Raw genomic sequence first — 21,038 nt, 5'->3', positions numbered from 1 at the left:
CGCACGGACGCTGTCCGGGGCGGGCCACACGCCGAAAGGTCCGCCCGTACGCTTGGCACTCGTGGCAAGTACCACCTCTCTAGCCAAACGGCTGCTGCTCGGCCGGCCGTTCCGCTCGGACAAGCTGCAGCACACGCTGCTGCCCAAGCGGATCGCGCTTCCGGTCTTCGCGAGCGACGCGCTCTCCAGCGTGGCGTACGCGCCCGACGAGATCCTGCTGACGCTCTCGATCGCCGGCGCGGCCGCCTACATGTATTCGCCCTGGGTGACGCTCGCGGTGGCGGTGGTCATGGTGACGGTGGTCGCCAGCTACCGGCAGAACGTGCACGCCTACCCCTCCGGCGGCGGCGACTACGAGGTGGCCACGGTCAACCTCGGACCCAAGGCCGGCCTGGGCGTGGCCAGCGCGCTGCTCGTCGACTACATCCTCACGGTCGCCGTGTCGATCTCGTCCGGGGTCAGCAACCTCGGCTCGGTGGTGCCCTGGGTGGCCCAGCACAAGGTGATCATCGCGATCATCGCGATCCTGCTGCTCAGCGCGCTCAACCTGCGGGGGCTGCGGGAGTCGGGGGCGGCTTTCGCCGTACCCACCTATCTCTTCATCATCGTCATCGTCGGGATGATCCTCACCGGCCTGGTCCGGGTCTTCCTCCTCGGTGACGACCTGCGCGCGCCGAGCGCCGACCTGACGATCGTGGCCGAGGAGGACCATCTCAGCCAGTTCGCCTTCGCGTTCCTGCTGTTGCGGACCTTCTCCTCCGGCTGCGCGGCGCTGACCGGCGTCGAGGCGATCTCCAACGGCGTGCCCGCCTTCAAGAAGCCGAAGAGCAAGAACGCGGCGACCACGCTGCTGCTGCTCGGCGGCCTGTCGATCGTGATGCTCTACGGCATCATCCTGCTGGCCCAGGCGACCCACCTGAAGTTCGTGGAGAACCCGACGCTGCAGATCATCCCCAACGCGGCCTCCGAGGGGTACGTGCAGAAGACCGTCACCACACAGCTCGCCGAGACCGTCTTCGGCAGCGGGTCGGCCCTGCTCTACCTGGTCGGCGCGGTCACCGCCCTGATCCTCTTCCTGGCCGCCAACACCGCCTTCAACGGCTTCCCGGTGCTCGGCTCGATCCTCGCCCAGGACCGGTATCTGCCCCGCCAGCTGCACACCCGCGGCGACCGGCTGGCGTTCAGCAACGGCATCCTCTTCCTCGCGGTCGCCGCCGTCGTGCTGATCGTGGCCTTCGAGGCCGAGGTCACCCGGCTCATCCAGCTCTACATCGTCGGCGTGTTCGTGTCGTTCACGCTGTCCCAGCTCGGCATGATCCGGCACTGGAACCGGCTGTTGCGTACCCAGCGGGATCCGCAGCGCCGCCGCCAGATGTTCCGCTCCCGGGCGATCAACACGTTCGGCATGGTGCTCACCGGCGCGGTCCTGATCGTCGTGCTGATCACCAAGTTCCTGCTCGGCGCGTGGATCGCGATCGCCGCGATGGTCGTGATCTACGGTCTGATGGTCGCCATCCACCGGCACTACACCCGCGTCGCCGAGGAGCTCAAACCCACCGACGAACGGCCCGTCCTGCCCTCCCGCAACCACGCGATCGTGCTGGTCAGCAAAGTGCACCAGCCGACCCTGCGGGCGCTCGCCTACGCCCAGGCGACCCGGCCCGACACGCTCACCGCGGTCACCGTGAACGTCGACGACAACGACACCCGCGGCATCCAGGCCGAGTGGGAGCGCCGGCAACTGCCCGTGCCGCTCACGGTGGTCGACTCGCCGTACCGGGAGATCACCCGCCCGATCATCGACTTCGTCAAGAACACCCGCCGCGCCTCACCGCGGGACGTGGTCACCGTCTTCGTCCCGGAGTACGTGGTCGGCCGCTGGTGGGAGAATCTGCTGCACAACCAGAGCGCCCTGCGGATCAAGGGCCGGCTTCTCTTCGAACAGGGTGTGATGGTCGTCAGCGTGCCGTGGCAGCTGCGCTCCAGCCAGGACCGCAACCTCGACCGGCTGGACCGGGTGCTGAGCCAGGCCCCCGCCCGCGGTCCCCGCGTCCAGGGCGGTCTCGAACCGGAGGACGGTGATCGGCCGTGACAGTCGCCGCTTCCTCCGCCTCCTCCGAGGACCTCGTCGAGGGCGACCGGGTCGAGGTCGTCGTGGGCGCGCCCGCGCACGGCGGCCACTGCGTCGCCCGGATCGGCGGCCCGCACGGCCGGGTCGTCTTCGTCCGGCACGCGCTGCCCGGCGAACGCGTCACCGTCGAGATCACCGAACTGCACCGCGGCTACCTGCGCGGCGACGCCGTGGAGATCCACGAGGCCTCGCCGGACCGGGTCACCCCGCCGTGCCCGTACGCCCGTCCCGGCGCCTGCGGCGGCTGCGACCTCCAGCACGCCTCCGGCGAGGCACAGCTGCGGTGGAAGACGGAGGTGGTCCGGGAACAGCTGATCCGTCTGGCCGGCCTCGACCCCGACGACCTGGGGGTACGGGTGGAGCCGCTCCCGCCCCCGCTGAACCGCCCCGGCGACGAGCCCGGCCAGTTGCTCGGCTGGCGCAGCCGGATCCGGTACGCGATCGACGCCGCCGGCCGCCCCGGGCTGCTGCAGCACCGGTCGCACCAGGTCGTGCCGATCGACCGCTGCCTCATCGCCCACCCGGCGATCCAGGCGCTCGACGTGCTCGCCAACGACTGGCCCAACGTCGACGCCCTGCAGGCCGTCGCCTCCACCGGCGGCGACGTCGCGGTGCTGGGCCGCCCGTCCGGCGCGACCGGCCCGGCCCCCGGCGACGACCTCGCCGAAGCACCCGAGAACGGCCCGATCTTCCGTCTCTCCGGCCCCGCCGAAGTGATCGAGCTGGCCGCCGGCCGCGCGTGGCGGATCCCGCCGCAAGGCTTCTGGCAGGTCCACCCGGCCGCCGCGGACACGCTGGTCACCGCCGTGCTGCAGATGCTGCGGCCGACCGCCGGCGAGATCGTGTGGGACCTCTACGGTGGCGCCGGACTCTTCGCCGCCGCCCTCGCCGAACGCACCGGCGCCCCGGTCACCGTCGTCGAGTCGTCCCCGACCGGGGTGGCCGCGGCCCGCGCCAACCTGAGCGGCCTCCCGCACGCCGACATCGTCGAGGCCCGGGTGGACGTGGCCCTGAGCCGCCGGCGGGTCACCGGGCCGGTCGACCTGGTCGTCCTCGACCCGCCGCGGGCCGGAGCGGGCGCCCGGGTGGTCCGGGCGCTGGCCGCCGCCCGCCCCCGGGCCATCGCCTACGTGGCGTGCGATCCGGCGGCGCTGGCCCGCGACCTGAAGACGTTCACGTCCCTGGGCTGGCGCGTCGAGAGCCTGCGGGCTTTCGACTGCTTCCCGATGACCCAGCACGTCGAGTGCGTCGCCCACCTGGTCCCCGCCTGACCCCGTCCGCCTCCCCGCGCCGGCGCCAGGCACCGAGCACCGGCCGGTTCTGAGCGTGCCCGGCCGGCGTTCAGCGCTGTTCGAGAGCCCCCGAAACAGCGCTGGGCGCCGGCCGGGGGTGGGGTGGCGGTGCGGGCCGCATTCGGCCCGGCGGGGCGCTTCGGTCCGGAGCCGGGACCGCGTCGCGGGGTAGGCCCGGGAGGGGGCGTGGCCCGTACGGAATCAGGGGTTGGCTCTCTCGGCGGCGGCCACCGCATTGCGGAAGAGCATCGCGACCGTCGTCGGGCCCACGCCGCCGACCCGCGGGGTGATCGCGCCCGCCACCTCGGCGCAGGTCTCCTCGACGTCGGGCAGCAGGCGGCGGCCCTCGTAGCGGACACCGGCCCCGATCACGACCGCGCCGGGCTTGACGTGCTCCGGCTTGACGATGCCGGGGACGCCGACGGCGGCGATCAGGATGTCGGCGCGCTGGGCGTAGCGGGGCCAGTCCTTGACGCCGGTGTGCACGACCGTGACGGCGGCGTTGGCGGTGGGCCGTTTCTGGGCGAGCAGCATGGCGAGCGGGCGGCCGAGGGTGGCGCCGCGGCCGAGGATGACCACCTCACGGCCGGAGACCTCGATGCCGTGGAAGGCGAGCAGCGCCTCGATGCCGGCCGGGGTGCAGGGGAGCGGGCCGGGCAGGCCGACGGCGAGACGGCCCATGTTGAGCGGGTGCATGCCGTCGACGTCCTTGTCGGGGTCGAGGGTCTGCAGGGCGGCGTCGTAGTCGAGGTGGGCGGGGATCGGGTACTGGATGAGGACGCCGTGCACGTCGGAGTCGTCGTTGTACGCCGAGATGACCTTGAGCAGGTCGGCCTGGCCGACGTCGCCGCTCAGGTGCTCGTGGGGGGACTCGAAGCCCAGCTCGGCGGCCTGTTTCTGCTTGATCCGGATGTAACCGGCGGAGGCGTCGTCGTCGCCGACCAGGATGGTGGCGAGGCTGGGCCGGATGCCGCGGTCCTTGAGCTTGGCGACCCGGGCCTTGACGTCGTCGAGGACGGCCTCGGCGACGGGCGCGCCGGGCAGAAGACGAGCAGTGGACATGTGTGACTCCTCGGCCGGGAGCCCAGGCGGTCGACTCCTCGTGACGAGCTCCCCGATGGTTGGACCATCCCTGTGCCGCCAGTCGCTGCGTGCCTCCCAGGATGCCGGACGGCCCGGCCCGCCGCCCACCCGGGGTGCGGCGGTACGCCGGTCGGGGGAGGTCGCGATTGTGTGGAGGAATGGTGACGGTCCGTTCGCTCAAGTCGCGTGCGGGCGGCACACGGATAGACTCTTCCCCCATGAGCGACTCCCCCTCGACCCCGGCCGGCCTGCTGACCAGCATCACCAATCCGGGTGATCTGAAGCGACTGACCGCGGAGCAGCTGACCCTGCTCGCGGCCGAGATCCGTGACTTCCTCGTCGCCAAGGTGTCGCGCACCGGGGGCCACCTCGGGCCCAACCTCGGTGTGGTCGAGATGACCCTGGCCCTGCACCGCGTCTTCGACTCGCCGCGCGACAAGATCCTCTTCGACACCGGCCACCAGTCGTATGTCCACAAGATCGTGACCGGCCGGCAGGACGGTTTCGACCTGCTCCGCCAGCGCGGCGGCCTCACCGGCTACCCGAGCCGGGCGGAGAGCGAGCACGACCTGATCGAGAATTCGCACGCCTCCACCGCTCTGTCCTACGCCGACGGTCTGGCCAAGGCGTTCGCGCTGCGCGGTGAGGATCGTCACGTGGTCGCCGTCGTCGGTGACGGCGCGCTGACCGGTGGCATGTGCTGGGAGGCGCTCAACAACATCGCCGCCACGCGCAACCGCCTGGTCATCGTGGTCAACGACAACGGCCGCTCCTACGCGCCGACCATCGGCGGCCTGGCCGACCACCTGTCCACGCTGCGTCTCAACCCGGGCTACGAGAAGGTGCTCGACCTGGTCAAGGACGCGCTGGGCCAGACCCCGGTGGTGGGCAAGCCGGTCTTCGAGGTGCTGCACGCGGTCAAGAAGGGCATCAAGGACGCGGTCAGCCCGCAGCCGATGTTCGAGGACCTCGGCCTGAAATACATCGGGCCGGTCGACGGCCACGACCACCAGGCGATGGAGTCGGCGCTGCGGCGGGCCAAGGGCTTCAACGCGCCGGTCATCGTGCACGCGGTGACCCGCAAGGGCTACGGCTACCGGCCCGCCGAGCAGGACGAGGCGGACTGCCTGCACGGTCCGGGCGCGTTCGACCCGCAGACCGGCGCGCTGATGGCGAAGCCGTCGCTGAAGTGGACGGCGGTCTTCGCCGAGGAGCTGGTCCGGATCGCCGACGAGCGGCTGGACGTCGTGGGCATCACCGCCGCGATGGCCGAGCCGACCGGCATCGCCGAGCTGGCGAAGAAGTATCCGGAGCGCACCTACGACGTGGGCATCGCCGAGCAGCACGCGGCCACGTCGGCGGCCGGTCTGGCGATGGGCGGGCTGCACCCGGTGGTGGCGGTCTACGCCACCTTCCTGAACCGTGCTTTCGACCAGGTCCTGCTGGACGTGGCGATGCACAACCTGCCGGTGACGTTCGTGCTGGACCGGGCGGGCATCACCGGGCCGGACGGGCCGAGCCACTACGGCATGTGGGACATGAGCGTCTTCGGTGTGGTCCCGGGGCTGCGGATCGCCGCCCCGCGGGACGCCGCGTCGCTGCGTGAGGAGCTGCGCGAGGCGGTCGCGGTCGACGACGGGCCGACCATCGTGCGCTTCCCGACCGGCGCGGTCGCGCCGGACACCCCGGCGATCCGCCGGGTCGGCCAGGTCGACGTGCTGCGTGAGGGCGAGTCGCAGGACATCCTGCTGGTGGCGGTCGGCTCGTTCGCGGGCCTCGCGCTGGAGGCGGCGGAGAGGATCACCGAGCAGGGGTATGGGGTGACCGTCGTCGACCCGCGCTGGGTCCGTCCCGTCCCGATCGAGCTGACCGGCCTGGCCGCCCAGCACCGGGCGGTCGTGACGCTGGAGGACGGGGTGCGGGCCGGCGGTGTCGGCGACGCGGTGGCGAGCGCCCTGCGCGACGCGGGCGTGTCCACCCCGCTGCGCGACTTCGGGGTTCCGGTCGGCTTCCACCCGCACGGCACCCGGGCCGAGATCCTCAGCTCGCTCGGGCTGACCTCGCAGGATGTGGCCCGTGAGGTGGTCGGCTTCGTGTCCCGTCTCGCGGAGCCCGACATCCACGTCTGAGCCCCTGGGCACTTCGTTATTGAATAGTTACCGTTGGCGGATGGGTGCGGAAACCGCCGGCGGGCCACTGGTGATCGACCTCGGCTACGACCGGGGCGAACCGATCGCGTATGACCGGCCGGGGCGGCGATCGCTGCCGTCCGGGCTGGTCCTCGCCCTGGTCGCGACGATGGCGCTGTTCGCCGTCACCGCCTCCGGCCCGCCGCCGCCCCCGCTGCTCGCGGCGCTGACCCGGCTGGAGATCGGCTCCGGCGACCCGTACCTGGTGACCGGCACCGGCCAGCTGGTGATCCAGTCGGCGGGCAAGCTCACCTCGTACGACCTGGCGACCGGCGCACCGCAGTGGCAGGTCGGCCAGCCGGTCCCGGTCTATCGGCTGCGCGCCGGCGACGGCATGCTCCTGCTGCGGCCGTGGGGCGCCGGAAGCACCGAGCCGGGCACCACCGCGGTCTCCCTGTCGACCGGGATCCCGCGGTGGCACAACGTTCGCAGCGTGGTCAGTTTCGAGGGCACCGGCCTGGTCTTCTCGGTCGAGGGGGTGCGCAGCCAGTCGTCCGGCACCGGCCGCCGGGTGGAACGGACCGTCGAGGCCCTCGACCCGGTGGCCGGCAAGGCCCGCTGGCGGGTGGCGGTGCCGTCGACAGCGGTGCTGCTGAGCGTGCCCGGTCCGCCCGGTGACACGGCCCGGATGCTGATGGTCCGCGACGACCTGACCGCCCAGCTGTACGACGGGCGGACCGGCGCCCTGCTCGCCGAGCGGAAGGTGCCGGCCGCCAACTACGACCCGGACAACCCGCTGGTGGCCGGGGGAGTGGTGCTGCTGCGGCATCCGGGGCCCTCCGGCGTCGAGGTGTCCGCCTTCGACCCGGCGACCCTGCGCCCGCTGTGGACCGGGCCGGCCGGCACCACCCGCGAGGTCCGGACGTGCGGCCCGCTGGCCTGCCTGATCGGTCTCGACGGGGTGCACGCCATCGACCCGGCGACCGGTGATCAGCGCTGGCGCCGGCCCGGCTGGCGCACCGTCGAGACGATCGGCGGGCGGCTGATCGCGTATGCGGACGGCCCGAACGCGCCGACCGCCCTGGTCGATCCGGCGACCGGCCGGGTGCTCGTCGACCTGACCGGCTGGCGGCCGCTCGACGTGGCCACCCCGGCCGGGGAGGTGCTGGTCACCCGGGCGATCGGGGCGGATCCGCGTACCATGGTCGCGATCGTGGACCCGCGCCTGTCGCGGCCCCGCGTGCTCGACGAGCTGCCGGCCGGCACCGGGGAGTGCCAGTCCGCCCCGGAGCGGCTGATCTGCCGGTCGATGTATGGCGAGCTGGTCGTCTGGTCCTACCGGTCCGAGGCGGCGTGATCCTCAGGAAGGTTGTGGCGTGGCGCTGATCGAGCTGGATCTGGACGCCCCGCCCGATCGGCTCGCCGGCCGCCGGGTCCCGCCACCGTGGCGCTACCGTCCGCTGGGCCTGGCGCTGGCCGTGCTGTTGACGCTCGGGGTGGCCGGGGCCGTCGCGCCGGGCGGCACGTTCTGGCGCCCGCTCGGGGTGATCCCGGCCGCGCCCGGCGCCGAATCGACGATCCAGATGGCCGGCGGGCGTGTGTTCACCGTCGTGCTGGCCGGGCAGAGCCGGACCCTCACCGCCTGGGACCCGCAGCCGTCGCCGCACCGGTTGTGGAGCGCCGAGATGCCGGTCAGCGCCACCTTCGACCCGGCGAAGGGCGTCTTCGGCGCGGTCCGGGTGCAGCGGGTCGGTGACCTGCTGCTGGTCGGCGCCGGGCTGTCCAGCACGGTCCTCGACCCCGGCACCGGGCGGATCCTCTGGACCACCCCGAACCGGATCACGCCGCTGGCCGGCGGCCTGGCCGTCCTCACCGACCGGATCTTCCGGCCCGGCACCCTCTACGACCAGGAGTCCGGCGACCCGGGGATGCTCTACTTCTCGGCCGACGGGCGTCCGCACGTGGAGCCGCCGGTCCGGACCGAGGTGCGCGGACTGGACCTGGCCACCGGCGAGGTGCTGTGGACCGTCACGCCGGGCGGCTCGGTGACCGCCGAGGCGGCCGGCGGCGACGGCCCGGCCGCCGTGCTGATCACCGCGTCCGACCGGCTGAGCCTGCACGACGCCCGGACCGGCGCGACGCTGCGCGAGACCGGGCTGCCCAAGGAGGCCGGCTCCGGGCCGGGCACCAGCGACGTGCTCGGCGACGTGGCCCTGATCGGTTATCCGGAGGCCGGGATCCAGGTCGGGTACGACATTCGCACCCTCCAGCCACTCTGGACCCGTGACCTGCACACCGACGGCGAGCCGGAGGACTGCGCGGGCCTGCTCTGCGCGGGCGGGGACGGCGAGGTGCGGGTGCTGGACCGGCGGACCGGGCGGATCACCTGGTCGGCGCCGGCCGCGACGCAGCTGGCCCCCCGGGCCGGCGGGGTGCTGGTGAGCCGGCCGGACGGCGAGGGGCCGGAGCGGCTCGTGGACACCGCGACCGGCGCGCCCCGCGTCGACCTGTCCGGCTGGACCGGCGAGGTGGAGGCCTTCGGCTCGCACGACCTGCTGCTGTGGCGCGACGAGCGCACCGGCGTGCGCGCGTTCGGGGCGGTCCTGCCGGGAGCCACCGAGGTCAGGTATCTGGGGACCGCCGAGGGGATGGGCGGGGACTGCGGAGCCGACGATCGATACGTAGTCTGTCGAGATGTCCGGGGGCTGCGGGTGTGGGCCTATCGGGTCTGAGACCGGTACACGTACACCTGGGGGCAGCCGTTGCGGGACGCCCTGATCGATCTCGGTGAGGTGCCGTCCGGCGGGCCGGGCGAGACGGAGACCGCGCTGCCCGGGGCGCCGCTGCCGTACCGCTGGATCCTCGGTCCTCTCACCGTCCTCCTGGTGGTGCTGCTCGGCGGCGGCGGACCGCCGCCGCAACCACCGCCCGGCCCGGTCGTCCTCCCGATCACCCTGGGCGACGGCATTCGGACCGGTGACGGCCGGCTCTACGTGATCGGGCAGGCCGGGCCGATCGGCACGGTGATCCGGACCTACGTCATCCAGGCCTACGCCCTGCCCGCGGTGACCCCGGCCGGCGTCTACCGGGTCACGGTGTCCGGCGACGTCTTCTCCGTCGTGGACGCCGGCGACGGCCTGCTGCTGGTCAGCTACAACGACAACGAATCCGCGACGCTCGGGCTGATGGCGGTGCGGCCGGGCGGCGGCGCGCCGGTCTGGCGGCGGCCGGCGAACCTGTTCGGGATCTCCGCCGACCACGCCATGGCGCTGGTCCAGGAGGAGACCGCGCCGGGCCTGCCGAGCAACCGCAACGTCTGGCGGGCGCTCGACCCACGGACCGGGCAGGCGCGCTGGTCGGTCGAGCAGCCGGTGGACGGGCAGCTGACGATGGCGGCGGCCTTCTACGCCGCGGGGTTCCCGGCCCGGTTCTACGAGGTGTACGGCGACGGCCGGGTGCTGGCGCACGACGCGCTCACCGGCGTCGCTGCCGGTGGTTTCCGGTTGCCCCGGCCGCTCACCGAGGACTCGGTGATCTGGGTGGCGGGCGGGCTCCTGCTGGCCGGTTACGGCGACGACGAGACGATCGCCTACGACGAGTCGACCCTCACCGAGCGGTGGCGGCAGGACGGCGGGATCCTTCCCGAGGAGGGGTACGCGCAGAGTTGTGAGCCGATGGTCTGCGTGGCCGCGATCGTCCAGGGGTTCACCGGCTTCGACCCGTCCACCGGCCGCCGGCTCTGGCGCTCGGAGGGGTACGACTCCAGCGAGGTGATCGACGGCCACGTCCTGATCGCCCGGGCCAGCCAGTCCGAGCCGGCCCTGGCCGTGCTGGACCCGTCGACCGGCCGGACCACCGAGGTGCCCGGCTCCTGGACGAGCGGCGGCCCCGGCCCGTCGCCCGGCACCGCGTGGGTCTACCGGTTGCAGCAGGTCGGCTACAAGCTCCGGTACGGCGTCCTCGACCTCGCCACCGGCCGGGTGCGCCTGCTGGGCCACGCCGAGCGGATCGCGGGCGACTGCCGGTTCACGACCGGTGTCCTGATCTGCCGCCGCCTGGACTCCTCCATCGCCGTCTGGCGTCTTTGAACTAGCCTTCACGTACGGAGCAGGGAGGTCGCGGTGCGGGTGCTGGTGGTGGAAGACGAGCGGGACATGGCCGACGCCATCGTGCGGGGCCTGCGCCGTAAGGGGATGGCGGTGGACGTCGCCTACGACGGCCTCCAGGGGCACGAGATGGCGTATGTGACGCGCTACGACGTGGTCGTGCTCGACCGTGACCTGCCCGGCATGCACGGTGACGAGATCTGCGCGGCCCTGGTCGAGTCGGGCGCGCTGACCCGGGTCCTGATGCTCACCGCGAGCTCCTCGGTCGAGGACAAGGTGGAGGGCCTGGAGCTGGGCGCCGACGACTACCTGGCCAAGCCGTTCGACTTCAAGGAGCTGGTGGCCCGGGTGCAGGCGCTGGGCCGGCGGGCCACCCCGGTCGCGCCGCCGGTGCTGAGCGTCGGCAACCTGGTGCTGGACCAGTCGCGGCGGGTCGTGACCCGGGGCGGGGCGGCGCTGGAGCTCACCAACAAGGAGTTCTGTGTCCTCGAGGAGCTGCTCAAGGCCAAGGGCGGCGTGGTGTCCAGCGAGGAGCTGCTGGAGCGGGTCTGGGATGCCAACACCGACCCGTTCACCACGACGGTCCGGGTCACCATCAACACGTTGCGCAAGAAGATCGGTGATCCACCGCTGATCGAGACCGTGGTGGGGGCCGGTTACCGGATTCCCGAGCCGGTCGTGGCCTCGTGACCGTCTACCCCGGACTCCGCAGCCGCGGCCTGCGGTTCGACGTGCAGCCGACTTTGCGGCTGCGGCTCACCCTGCTCAACGGGATCCTGCTGGTCGGCGCGGGCGCCGTGTTGGTGCTGCTGGCCTGGCTGCTGGTCAGCGAGTCGCTGCACCCGGTCGACGAGCTGCAGCAGAACTCGACGGTCACGCTGCGCGACGGCACCACCCGGGAGGCGCTGGCCTGGCAGACCGACATGGTCGCGCAGGCCTCCCGGGAGCTGCTGATCAAGGGGTTCAGCGCGCTCGCCGCGGTCGGGATCGTCGGGATCGCGCTGGCGTACGCGGTGACCGGCCGGGCGCTGCGGCCGCTGCGGGACGTGACCCAGACCGCGCAGCGGCTCGGTGAGGAGACGCTGGACCAGCGGATCCGCTACTCCGGCGCGGACGGTGAGGTGGCCGAGCTGGCCCGGACCTTCGACGCGATGCTGGACCGGCTGGCGGCGGCGTTCGAGTCGCAGAAACGGTTCGTGGCGAACGCGTCGCACGAGCTGCGCACCCCGCTCGCGGTCATGCGGACCGAGATCGACGTGACGCTCAGCGACGACGAGGCGGATGTGGCCGAGTTCCGGCGGATGGCCAAGGTGGTCCGCAACGCCTCGGAGCGGGCCAACGGGCTCGTCGACGCGCTGCTGGTGCTGGCCCGGTCGGAGGCGCAGTCCGGCCGCCGGCTGGTGCGCAAGGTGCCGGCCGACCTGTCGCTCAGTGTGCAGAACGCGCTGTCCGCGGTGAAGGTGGAGGCGGAGCGCCTGAAACTGGAGGTCACCACGGATCTCGGGGCGGCCCCGGTGGTCGGCGACCCGAGCCTGCTGGACCGGCTCGCCGGCAACCTGATCGAGAACGCCATCCGGTACAACCACCTGCTCGGCCGGCTGTGGCTGCGGACCGAGTCGTCGGGGGGCCAGGCCCGCCTGATCGTCGGCAACACCGGTTACGAGGTGGAGCCGGGCGACGTTCCGGGGCTGTTCGAGCCGTTCCGGCGGGGCGGCTGGGAGCGCACCGGGTCGCGCGGCTCGGGACTGGGGCTGTCGATCGTGCGGGCGGTCTGTGACGCGCACGGCGGCACGGTGTCGGCGGTCGCCCAGGAGGGCGGCGGCCTGGAGGTCACCGTGGCGCTGCCGGCCGCCGACACGACGCCGGTGGTGGCCGCGTCGGCGAGCGTTCCGCGGACCCGTGCCTGACGCCGTTTACATCCATCAATATAAATGTATAGTGATCGCTAACAACGCGCTCCCGGGGGCCTCGCGCGAAATCACGAGGGGACAGTTGCATGCGGATCACGAACAGTCATTCGAAGGTCACCAGGTCCATGGCACGCGTGGCCACCGTCGTCACGCTCGCTGCCGGTGGGATCGGCGTCGCCGCCATTCCGGCGTTCGCCTTCCCGTCCCAGTGCAGTATCCAGGACATCTACGAAGACGGCGTCAAGATCGGTGCGACGAGCATCTGTCTGTCGGGCACCGGCCGGCACATGATCACCATCAAGTGCCAGGGCTCGACGGCCACCTGGTACGACGGCCCGTGGAAGAACACCGGCACCAGCAGCGGCCGCCGGTCCTCCCGGGAATGCCCGCTCGGCACCATTCAGACCTCGCGTTTCCAGACGCTCTCCAGCTCCTGATAGCGCGAACATCCGATAGCTGAGAAAGGCTGTTCCGGGACGTCCCGGAACAGCCTTTCGCCGTCTACTTGGTGGTCTTGGTCTCGATCTCGGCGCGGACCTTCGGGAACTCGGCCATCACGTCCGGGGCCTTCTTGAAGAACCACATGACCATGCCGACGCTGCCCTCGTCGGCCCAGCCGCAGACCGCCACGTCGATGCCGGAGACCGCGCTGGTGCCGCACTTCGCGACCCCGCCCAGGGCGCCGGTGTCCGCGTTGGTCAGCCCGCTGACCGGGGCGTCCTTGCCGAACGTCTCGAACGAGGCGTCCAGCTCCTTCTGCGGGCTCGCGATCAGGGCCTTGGTGGCCAGGGCGGCGACCATGTCCTCCTTGGCCGGGTCGCCGTAGATGGCGCCGAACGAGTTCTCCGCCCCGGGGTACGCGGCGAGGCTCTTCTCCATGTCCGTGGTGATCGTCTCGAACTCCTTGTTCTCCAGCTTGGGCCGGCCGCCGAGCGTCGCCGGCTCGGTGATGGTCACCGCGGCCAGGTCGTCGATCGCGTTCTTGCCGATCACGTAGAACACGCCGATGCCACCGATGCAGAGGACCGCGACGATGCCCAGTGTGATCAGGACGATCGGCAGGACCCGCGACTTGCGCTTCGGCGGGAACGGCGGCGGCGGGAACCCGCCGGGACCGGGGCCGAAGCCGGGCGGCGGCTGCTGGCCGTACTGCGGCTGCTGACCGTACGGCGGCTGCTGCTCCTGCCCGTAGGGCTGCTGGCCGTACTGCGGCGGCTGCTGGCCGTACTGGGGCTGCTCGCCGTACTGCGGCTGCTGGCCGTACTGCGGCGGCTGCGGCGGCGGATATCCGGAAGGGTTCGGCTCACCGGGGTGAGGAGGGTACGTCATCGATGCTCCAGAGCTTGTGATGTCGGAGGATCCTATCGACGAACCGGCGACGGCGATGACCGCTGACCGGGTGAAAACGAGAAGCCCCCGCACCGTCACCGGCGCGGGGGCACTCGATGTGCACCATGTGAATCAGGAGCGGACGTTCGCCACCCCGTCGGCGAGGAACCGCTTGCCGGTGATCTTCTCCGCGGTGCCGCTGCGGTCCAGGTACGGCGTGACGCCACCCAGATGGAACGGGTAGCCGGCGCCGAGGATCATGCACAGGTCGATGTCCTGCGCCTCCGCCACCACGCCCTCGTCGAGCATGATGCGGATCTCCTCGGCCAGGCCGTCGAGCGCCTTCTGGCGTACCTCGTCGGCGGTGAGCGGCTTGTCGCCGACCTCGAGGAGCGCGACGACCTCGGGGTTGATCTCCTTGTCCACCATGACCGGCAGCTTGGCGTCGACGATCCGCTTGAGGTTCGGCGAGTCCACGTACCGGTCCGGGAAGGCGGCGTGCAGGGTCTCGCCCACGTGGTACGCCACGGCGGGGCCGACCAGCTGGAGCAGGGCGATCGGGCGCATCGGCAGACCCAGCGGGTCCATCGCCACGTTCACCACGTCGAGCGGGGTGCCCGCGTCGACGGCCTGGAAGATCTCGCTGGTGACCCGGGTGAGCAGGCGGTTGACCACGAACGCCGGGGCGTCCTTGACCAGCACCGACGACTTGCGCAGCTGCTTGCCGACCTCGAAGGCGGTGGACAGCGTGGCGTCGTCGGTCTTCTCACCCTTGATGATCTCCAGCAGCGGCAGGACCGCCACCGGGTTGAAGAAGTGGAAGCCGACGACCCGCTCCGGGTGCTCCAGGCCGGCTGCCATCTCGGTGATCGACAGCGAGCTGGTGTTGGTCGCCAGGATCGCCTCGGGCTTGACGATCTTCTCGAACTCGGCCCAGATCTGCTTCTTCAGGTCGAGGTTCTCGAAGACGGCCTCGATCACGAAGTCGGCGTCGGCGAAGACGGCCTTGTCGACCGAGCCGCTGACGAGCAGGCGCAGCTTGGCCGCGGTGCCCTCGTCCATGCGCTTCTTCGCGACCAGCTTCTCGATCTCGGCGTGCACGTAGCCGACGCCCTTGTCGACGCGCTCCTGGTCGAGGTCGGTCAGCACGACCGGCACCTGCAGGCGGCGCAGGAACAGCAGGGCCAGCTGGGACGCCATCAGGCCGGCGCCGATGATGCCGACCTTGGTGACCTTGCGGGCCAGCGACTTGTCCGGCACGCCGACCGGGCGCTTGGCCCGGCGCTGGACCAGGTCGAACGAGTACAGGCTGGCCCGGGACTCGTCACCCAGGATCAGGTCGGCGAGGGCCTCGGTCTCGGCCGCGGTGCCGTCCTCGAAGGAGGCGGTCTTGGCCAGGGCGAGCAGCTCGACGGCCTTGTTGGCGGCCGGGACGGCGCCGTGCAGCTTCTCGTCCAGCATCGCCTTGACGAACTCCAGGACGCCGTCCCAGTCCTTGCGCTCGATCTCCGGGCGCTCCACCGTGACGTCGCCCCTGACCACGCCGGCCGCCCAGGCCAGCGAGTCCTCCAGGAAGTCGGCTGCCTCGAAGAGGGCGTCGGCGACACCCATCTCCTTGGCCTGCTTCGGGCGCAGCTGCTTCTGGGTCAGCGGGTTCTGCAGGATGACGGTGGCCGCGTTCACGATGCCGATCAGGTTCGGCAGGATCTGCGAGCCGCCCCAGCCGGGGATCAGGCCGATCGCGACCTCGGGCAGGGCCAGCGCGGCCGCGCCGGTGGAGACGGTCCGGTAGTGGCAGTGCAGCGCCACCTCCAGGCCGCCGCCCATCGCCGCGCCGTTGATGAAGGCGAAGGTCGGGATGGTGGAGGAGCGGAGCCGGGCGAAGACCCGGTGGCCCATCTCCCCCAGCGCCACGGCCTGCTCGCGGGAGCTGATCAGCGGCATGCCGGTGATGTCGGCGCCGACGCAGAAGATGTACGGCTTGCCGGTCAGCGCGATGAACGCCGGGTCCGCCTCGGTGGCCGCCGTGATCGCCTCGTCCAGCGACGTCAGGCCGCCGGGGCCGAAGCTGTTCGGCTTCTTGTGGTCGAAGCCGTTGTCCAGCGTGATCAGGGCGGCGGGCCGGTCCAGCCCGGGCACCTGGACCAGGCGGAGGATCGCCTTGGTCACTACCTCGTTCGGGTTCTCGATCACTTGGCCGCGCCTTCCCAATACGGGTTCTCCCAGATAACGGTGCCGCCCATGCCGATGCCGATGCACATGGCGTTGATGCCGTAGCGGACGTCGGGGCGCTCGGCGAACTGCCGGGCGAGCTGCGTCATCAGGCGGATCGCCGAGGACGCGAGCGGGTGGCCGATGGCGATCGCGCCGCCCCACGGGTTGACCCGCGGGTCGTCGTCGGCGATGCCGTAGTGGTCGAGGAAGGCCAGCACCTGGATCGCGAAGGCCTCGTTCAGCTCGAACAGGCCGATGTCGTCGATGGTGAGGCCGGCCTTCTTCAGCGCCTTCTCGGTCGACGGGATCGGGCCGTAGCCCATGATCTCCGGCTCGACGCCGACGAACGCGTAGGAGACCATCCGCATGGCGACCGGCAGGCCCAGCTCACGGGCGGTCGCCTCGTCGGCAAGGATCGCCGCGGTGGCGCCGTCGTTGAGCCCGGCCGCGTTGCCGGCGGTGACCCGGCCGTGCGGGCGGAACGGGGTCTTCAGGGTGGCCAGCTTCTCCAGCGACGTCTGGCGCGGGGCCTCGTCGACGGTGGCCAGGCCCCAGCCCAGCTCTGCCGAGCGGATCGCGACCGGCACCAGGTCCGGCTGGATCTTGCCGTCGGCATACGCCTTGGCGGTCTTGATCTGGGAATTGAGGCCGTAGGCGTCGGCCCGCTCCTTGGTGATGTGCGGGAGACGGTCGTGCAGGTTCTCCGCGGTCGAGCCCATCACCAGGGCGGACGGGTCGACCAGCTTCTCGGCCAGGATCCGCGGGTTGGGGTCGACGCCCTCGCCCATCGGGTGCCGGCCCATGTGCTCGACGCCACCGGCGATGGCGATGTCGTACGCGCCCATCGCGATGCCGCCGGCGACATTGGTCACGGCGGTCATGGCGCCCGCGCACATCCGGTCGACGGAGTAGCCGGGCGTGGTCTTGGGCAGGCCGGACAGCAGCGCGGCGGTCCGGCCGAGGGTCAGGCCCTGGTCGCCGATCTGGGTGGTGGCCGCGATCGCGACCTCCTCCACCTTCTCCGGCGGGAGGTTGGGATTCCGCTTCAGCAGTTCGCGCATACAGCGGATCACCAGGTCGTCGGCGCGGGTCTCGGCATACATGCCGCCCGCCTTGCCGAACGGGGTGCGGACGCCGTCGACGAAGACGACCTCGCGTACTTCACGGGGCACAGCAAGCCTCCTTGCGGGCGTGAACCCAAATGTGTCGGCAATGCTACTCGCCAGTAACTAGTAGCGGCCAGGGACTCCGGGAAAAGGTCACATTCGCGGGCCGTACGCCATGATCGGCGTCGCGAACCAGGACTGAACGGAAAGCCAGGGACCAGCCGGACGGGTGTGTGAACTCACCGGTCGAGGGACCGTGCGGGGCCTCTGAGCACCGATAAGATCCATCGACTTCGCGATCCCTGGAGCGTCGATGACGTACCCGCCGAACTTCGGTGAGCACCACCCCGCCAATCCGGCGAGCGGACAGCCCGGTGGCTGGGGCCCGCCCCCACCGCCGCCGTACCCTCCGCAGCCCGACCCCACCACGCCGTACCCGGCGCCGCCCGCCTACGGCCAGCAGCCGCCGTACGGCGCGGTCCCGCAGTACGGCGTGCCCGGCTTCCCGCCGCCGCCCCCGCCGCCGCGGAAGTCGAAGACCACGCCGATCGTGATCAGCGTGGTGGCCCTCGTCCTGGTGCTCTGCGTCGGCGTCGTCACCTCGCTCTACCTGATCGGCAAGAACGCCGCCGAGAAGACCGGGGACGCCATCGACGCGGCCACCTCCGGTGACAAGCGCACCGAGAGCACCAGTGCGCCCACCGCCGCCCCCACCACCGAGGCGCCGAAGGCCACCATCCGGCTCACCGAGCCGGCCAAGCTCGGCGGGCGGCCCAAGCTGACCGACGCCGACATCGCCGACGTCGCCGAGACGATGCGCGAGGGGCTGGCCGCCGACCCCGGCGTCCGCAAGTCGTTCAGCGCGTTCTACGGCGACATCGACAAGGAGAACGTCGTCGTGGTGGCCGCGGCCGAGCGGGACGTGCCGCTGCCCGGCCCGACACTGGGCGGGATCTTCGTCGGGCTCGGCAAGGGCGGCCTCGACGTGACCAACCAGACCGCGGTGAGCACCGGCGCCTACGGCGGCGCGGCCAAGTGCGGCGACTCCAAGGCCTCCGGCAGCGTCGACGTGGCCGTCTGCGCCTGGGCCGACGAGGGCAGCATCGGCATGGTCATGTGGTACTTCAAGAAGGCCAAGCAGGTGAAGGCCGAGTTCCCGAAGCTGCGGGCGCAGATCGAGAGCAAGAGCTGACCTCAGGGGTACGAAGCGGAGCCCGGCCGTGGTCCGGCCGGGCTCCTCGTCGACTCACGCCGGGTTGGTGACGACCGCGGCGAGCGGGCCGGCTCACGCCGGGTCGGGCAGAACCTCCGCCAGCAGGTCGGCGAGCAGGCCGACCTGCCAGTTGCGGGCGCCGAAGCCGAGCAGGGTGTCGCCCACCGTCCGCGGCGTGATCTCGTCCGGCGGCGACCACGCCAGGCGGCGGATGAAATCCGGGCTGATCAGATTTTCCGGGGGCAGGTTGTGCTCGTCGGCGGTGCGCACGACGACCGCCCGGCAGCGCGCCAGCCGGGCCGCGGCGATCGGGTCGCGCTCGGCCCAGCGGTGCGGTGGCGGCGGCCCGTCGACCGGCTGGTTCACCGGCAGCGCGTCATCCGGCAGGGACCGGGCCTGGTCCAGCGCGTCCAGCCAGATCCGGGCCAGCCGGCGCACCGAGCGGCCGCCGAACCCGGGGATGCCGAGCAGGGTGCGCTCGTCTTTCGGATCCGTCTCGGCCGCGGCGACGATCGCCGAGTCGGGCAGGACCCGGCCGGGCGCCGAGTCACGGCGGGCGGCCACCCCGTCCCGCGCATACCAGAGCGCGCGGACCCGGGACTGGGCGCGCGCGCCCCGCACCCGGTGGATGCCCGAGGTGCGCCGCCACGGGTCGGGACGGACCCGCGGCGGACGGTCCGCGCCGGCGACCAGGGCGGCGAACTCCTCGGCCGCCCACGCCGTCTTGTCCTGCCGGTCCAGCTCGTCGGCGAGCACGTCACGCAGGTCGGTGAGCAGCTCCACGTCGAGCGCCGCATAGGTCAGCCACGACTCGGGCAGCGGCCGGGTCGACCAGTCCGCCGCCGAATGGTGTTTCTCCAGCGAATAGCCGAGCAACTGCTCGGTCAGCGCGGCCAGCCCCACCCGCTCGAACCCGGCCAGCCGGGCGGCCAGCTCGGTGTCGAACAGCCGGCGCGGCCGCATGCCCAGCTCGGCCAGGCAGGGCAGGTCCTGGCTGGCGGCGTGCAACACCCACTCGGTGTCGGCGAGCGCCGCGTCCAGGGTGCGCAGATCGTCCAGCGGCAGGGGATCGATCAGCACGGTGCCGGACCCGGCCCGGCGCAGCTGCACCAGGTAGGCCCGCTGGGTGTAGCGGTATCCGGACGCGCGCTCGGCGTCCACCGCGATCGGGCCGGTGCCGGCCGCCATCCGGGAGACCACCTCGGCCAACTCGGCTGCGGTCTCGACCGGGGCGGGCGTGCCGTCACGCGGGGCGGTCAGGGGTGTCGCGGGGCGGGAATCCTCGGGACCGCCAGATGTCGGGTCGGGCGGCACAAGGTGCGGTCCGTCCCCTGCCGTGTCCGGCGAGTCCCGACGGCGCAGGGGTGCTTCGTCGGTCACTCCGTAACCGTACGGGGGTAGCACCCCCGCTGTGCGCAGCAGGGCTCCCGGCGCGTCGATTCTCGATCTTCCGGGGGGTTCATCCGTTTGCCGCTCCGGTCCGTACCACCTGTCGCAGCGCCGAGACCACCGGGAGGCCGCGCCGTATGTCCAGCCCGTTCGAGCCCTTCACGCCAGCCAACGGTGGGCGCCGTGCCCAGGAATGGGACTGGCGGGAGGAGCTGTACCAGGCGCAGGACCCGTGGGCGCAACCGCAACCTCAGCAGCAGTACCAGTATCAGCAGCCCCAGTACCAGCAGGCCGAGTACCAGCAGCCGCAGTACCAGTACCAGCAGCCGGTTTACGAGGCGCCGCAGCAGCAGTACCAGGCGGCCTACACCCCGCCGGAGCCCCGCGAGCGCAAGAACAGGTACAAGCCGGCGCTGTTCGGACTGGTCACGGCGCTGGTCCTGGTCACCGGCTGGCAGGCGTTCCGGGTGGAGACCATCATCCAGAACAACAACGAGATCGCCGACACGGTGAACGCCTCCAAGGACCGCGTCGAGAAACTCGAGAAGCAGCAGACCTCCGCCAACTTCGACTCGCAGGGCATCGCCGAGGACGTGCTGCCCAGCGTCTTCCGGGTGCGGGCCGGCGAGTTCACCGGCACCGCCTTCGCGGTCAGCGAGGCCAACGGCCGGACCAGCCTGTTCACCAACTTCCACGTGGTGGAGGAGATCTTCGGCGACGGCGAGCGGCAGGTGGCGCTGGAACGCGGCAACACCCGGATCACCGCGACCATCGTCAAGGTCGACCAGGAGAAGGACCTGGCGCTGCTGCGCGCCAACCGGGAGATCAAGGCGCTCGGGATCGCCGCCGGAGACGTCAAGTCCGGCCAGCAGGTGCTGGTCGCGGGCGCGCCGCTCGGCCTGGAGGACTCGGTCACCACCGGCGTGATCAGCGCGTTCCGCAACACCGAGGACGGGCCGACGATCCAGTTCGACGCCCCGATCAACCCCGGCAACTCCGGCGGGCCGGTGGTCAACTCCAGCCGCGAGGTGGTCGGCATCGCCACGGCGAAGGCCCGCGACGCCGAGGGCATCGGCCTGGCCATCCCGATCGAGGTGGCCTGCGAGGCCCTGGAGGCCTGCGGAAACGGCTGACGC

General features: G+C 71.8%; 16 protein-coding genes and 1 riboswitch. Of the genes, 11 read left to right on the top strand and 5 right to left on the bottom strand.

What is annotated here, in order from left to right:
* Positions 1–61: 61 nt before the first annotated feature.
* Both BM290_RS32770 and BM290_RS32765 read left to right on the top strand, forming a co-directional pair.
* Entirely contained in the window at positions 62–2,092 is a 2,031-nt protein-coding gene (locus BM290_RS32770) for an APC family permease (RefSeq protein ID WP_093619801.1), read from the top strand.
* Complete coding sequence (locus tag BM290_RS32765; protein ID WP_093619800.1) at positions 2,089–3,402, top strand: class I SAM-dependent RNA methyltransferase; 1,314 nt, start codon at positions 2,089–2,091, stop codon at positions 3,400–3,402. Before BM290_RS32770 ends, BM290_RS32765 begins: the two co-directional genes overlap by 4 nt.
* 222 nt (positions 3,403–3,624) lie before the next feature.
* On the opposite strand, the gene BM290_RS32760 is transcribed toward BM290_RS32765, so the two are convergent.
* The gene (locus tag BM290_RS32760) at positions 3,625–4,485 is read right to left on the bottom strand and encodes a bifunctional 5,10-methylenetetrahydrofolate dehydrogenase/5,10-methenyltetrahydrofolate cyclohydrolase (protein WP_093619799.1); all 861 of its coding nucleotides are present in this window, start codon (positions 4,483–4,485) and stop codon (positions 3,625–3,627) included.
* Between the two features lie 13 nt (positions 4,486–4,498).
* A riboswitch (ZMP/ZTP riboswitch) is annotated at positions 4,499–4,581 on the bottom strand.
* A 143-nt stretch (positions 4,582–4,724) separates the two neighbouring features.
* Between BM290_RS32760 and dxs the strand changes: the two genes are divergently transcribed.
* From dxs to BM290_RS32725, 7 genes are all read left to right on the top strand, one after another.
* Positions 4,725–6,635 carry a 1-deoxy-D-xylulose-5-phosphate synthase gene (gene dxs / locus BM290_RS32755; RefSeq protein ID WP_093619798.1) on the top strand — a complete coding sequence of 637 codons (1,911 nt, stop codon included), beginning with the start codon at positions 4,725–4,727 and terminating at the stop codon, positions 6,633–6,635.
* A gap of 40 nt (positions 6,636–6,675) precedes the next feature.
* Positions 6,676–7,992 carry an outer membrane protein assembly factor BamB family protein gene (locus BM290_RS32750; RefSeq protein ID WP_093619797.1) on the top strand — a complete coding sequence of 439 codons (1,317 nt, stop codon included), beginning with the start codon at positions 6,676–6,678 and terminating at the stop codon, positions 7,990–7,992.
* A gap of 19 nt (positions 7,993–8,011) precedes the next feature.
* Positions 8,012–9,367 (top strand): outer membrane protein assembly factor BamB family protein, encoded by a 1,356-nt coding sequence (locus BM290_RS32745; protein ID WP_177319993.1) that lies wholly within the window; start codon positions 8,012–8,014, stop codon positions 9,365–9,367.
* 30 nt (positions 9,368–9,397) lie between these two features.
* Positions 9,398–10,723, top strand: coding sequence for an outer membrane protein assembly factor BamB family protein (locus BM290_RS32740; RefSeq protein ID WP_093619795.1), 1,326 nt, complete (start codon positions 9,398–9,400; stop codon positions 10,721–10,723).
* Between the two features lie 33 nt (positions 10,724–10,756).
* Entirely contained in the window at positions 10,757–11,431 is a 675-nt protein-coding gene (locus BM290_RS32735; RefSeq protein ID WP_093619794.1) for a response regulator transcription factor, read from the top strand.
* Entirely contained in the window at positions 11,428–12,648 is a 1,221-nt protein-coding gene (locus tag BM290_RS32730) for a sensor histidine kinase (protein ID WP_177319992.1), read from the top strand. Before BM290_RS32735 ends, BM290_RS32730 begins: the two co-directional genes overlap by 4 nt.
* Before the next feature lie 137 nt (positions 12,649–12,785).
* Positions 12,786–13,088, top strand: a complete 303-nt coding sequence (locus BM290_RS32725) for a hypothetical protein (RefSeq protein WP_143134022.1) — start codon at positions 12,786–12,788, stop codon at positions 13,086–13,088.
* 64 nt (positions 13,089–13,152) lie between these two features.
* Here BM290_RS32725 and BM290_RS32720 read toward each other — a convergent pair whose 3' ends face one another.
* The 3 genes from BM290_RS32720 to BM290_RS32710 all read right to left on the bottom strand — a co-directional run bounded on the left by BM290_RS32720 (position 13,153) and on the right by BM290_RS32710 (position 17,366).
* A complete protein-coding gene (locus tag BM290_RS32720; protein WP_093619792.1) occupies positions 13,153–13,980 on the bottom strand; it encodes a hypothetical protein in 828 nt (275 codons plus the stop codon).
* Between the two features lie 132 nt (positions 13,981–14,112).
* Positions 14,113–16,173 (bottom strand): 3-hydroxyacyl-CoA dehydrogenase NAD-binding domain-containing protein, encoded by a 2,061-nt coding sequence (locus BM290_RS32715; RefSeq protein WP_093619791.1) that lies wholly within the window; start codon positions 16,171–16,173, stop codon positions 14,113–14,115.
* A complete protein-coding gene (locus BM290_RS32710) occupies positions 16,170–17,366 on the bottom strand; it encodes a thiolase family protein (RefSeq protein WP_093619790.1) in 1,197 nt (398 codons plus the stop codon). The genes BM290_RS32715 and BM290_RS32710 overlap by 4 nt, the downstream gene beginning before the upstream one ends.
* Positions 17,367–17,613: 247 nt before the next feature.
* Here BM290_RS32710 and BM290_RS32705 point away from each other — a divergent pair, with 247 nt between their 5' ends.
* Positions 17,614–18,492, top strand: coding sequence for a hypothetical protein (locus BM290_RS32705; protein ID WP_093619789.1), 879 nt, complete (start codon positions 17,614–17,616; stop codon positions 18,490–18,492).
* Positions 18,493–18,585: 93 nt separating this feature from the next.
* On the opposite strand, the gene BM290_RS32700 is transcribed toward BM290_RS32705, so the two are convergent.
* Positions 18,586–19,893 (bottom strand): ribonuclease D, encoded by a 1,308-nt coding sequence (locus BM290_RS32700; RefSeq protein WP_093619788.1) that lies wholly within the window; start codon positions 19,891–19,893, stop codon positions 18,586–18,588.
* 146 nt (positions 19,894–20,039) lie between these two features.
* Between BM290_RS32700 and BM290_RS32695 the strand changes: the two genes are divergently transcribed.
* Positions 20,040–21,035, top strand: coding sequence for a S1C family serine protease (locus BM290_RS32695; protein ID WP_093619787.1), 996 nt, complete (start codon positions 20,040–20,042; stop codon positions 21,033–21,035).
* The last annotated feature ends 3 nt before the right edge of the window (positions 21,036–21,038 follow it).

This window comes from Actinoplanes philippinensis, from assembly GCF_900113015.1.
In the GTDB taxonomy this organism is placed as follows: Bacteria; Actinomycetota; Actinomycetes; order Mycobacteriales; family Micromonosporaceae; genus Actinoplanes; species Actinoplanes philippinensis.
The sequence above is the reverse complement of the archived record's forward strand: the minus strand, read 5'-3'. Positions and strand labels throughout refer to the sequence as shown.

What these genes read in the sequence shown, in the direction of transcription:
- BM290_RS32760 (WP_093619799.1), bottom strand. Translation starts at nt 4,485, where the DNA reads ATGTCCACTGCTCGTCTTCTGCCCGGCGCGCCCGTCGCCGAGGCCGTC.
- dxs (WP_093619798.1), top strand. Translation starts at nt 4,725, where the DNA reads ATGAGCGACTCCCCCTCGACCCCGGCCGGCCTGCTGACCAGCATCACC.
- BM290_RS32695 (WP_093619787.1), top strand. Translation starts at nt 20,040, where the DNA reads ATGTCCAGCCCGTTCGAGCCCTTCACGCCAGCCAACGGTGGGCGCCGT.
- BM290_RS32750 (WP_093619797.1), top strand. Translation starts at nt 6,676, where the DNA reads ATGGGTGCGGAAACCGCCGGCGGGCCACTGGTGATCGACCTCGGCTAC.
- BM290_RS32720 (WP_093619792.1), bottom strand. Translation starts at nt 13,980, where the DNA reads ATGACGTACCCTCCTCACCCCGGTGAGCCGAACCCTTCCGGATATCCG.
- BM290_RS32705 (WP_093619789.1), top strand. Translation starts at nt 17,614, where the DNA reads ATGACGTACCCGCCGAACTTCGGTGAGCACCACCCCGCCAATCCGGCG.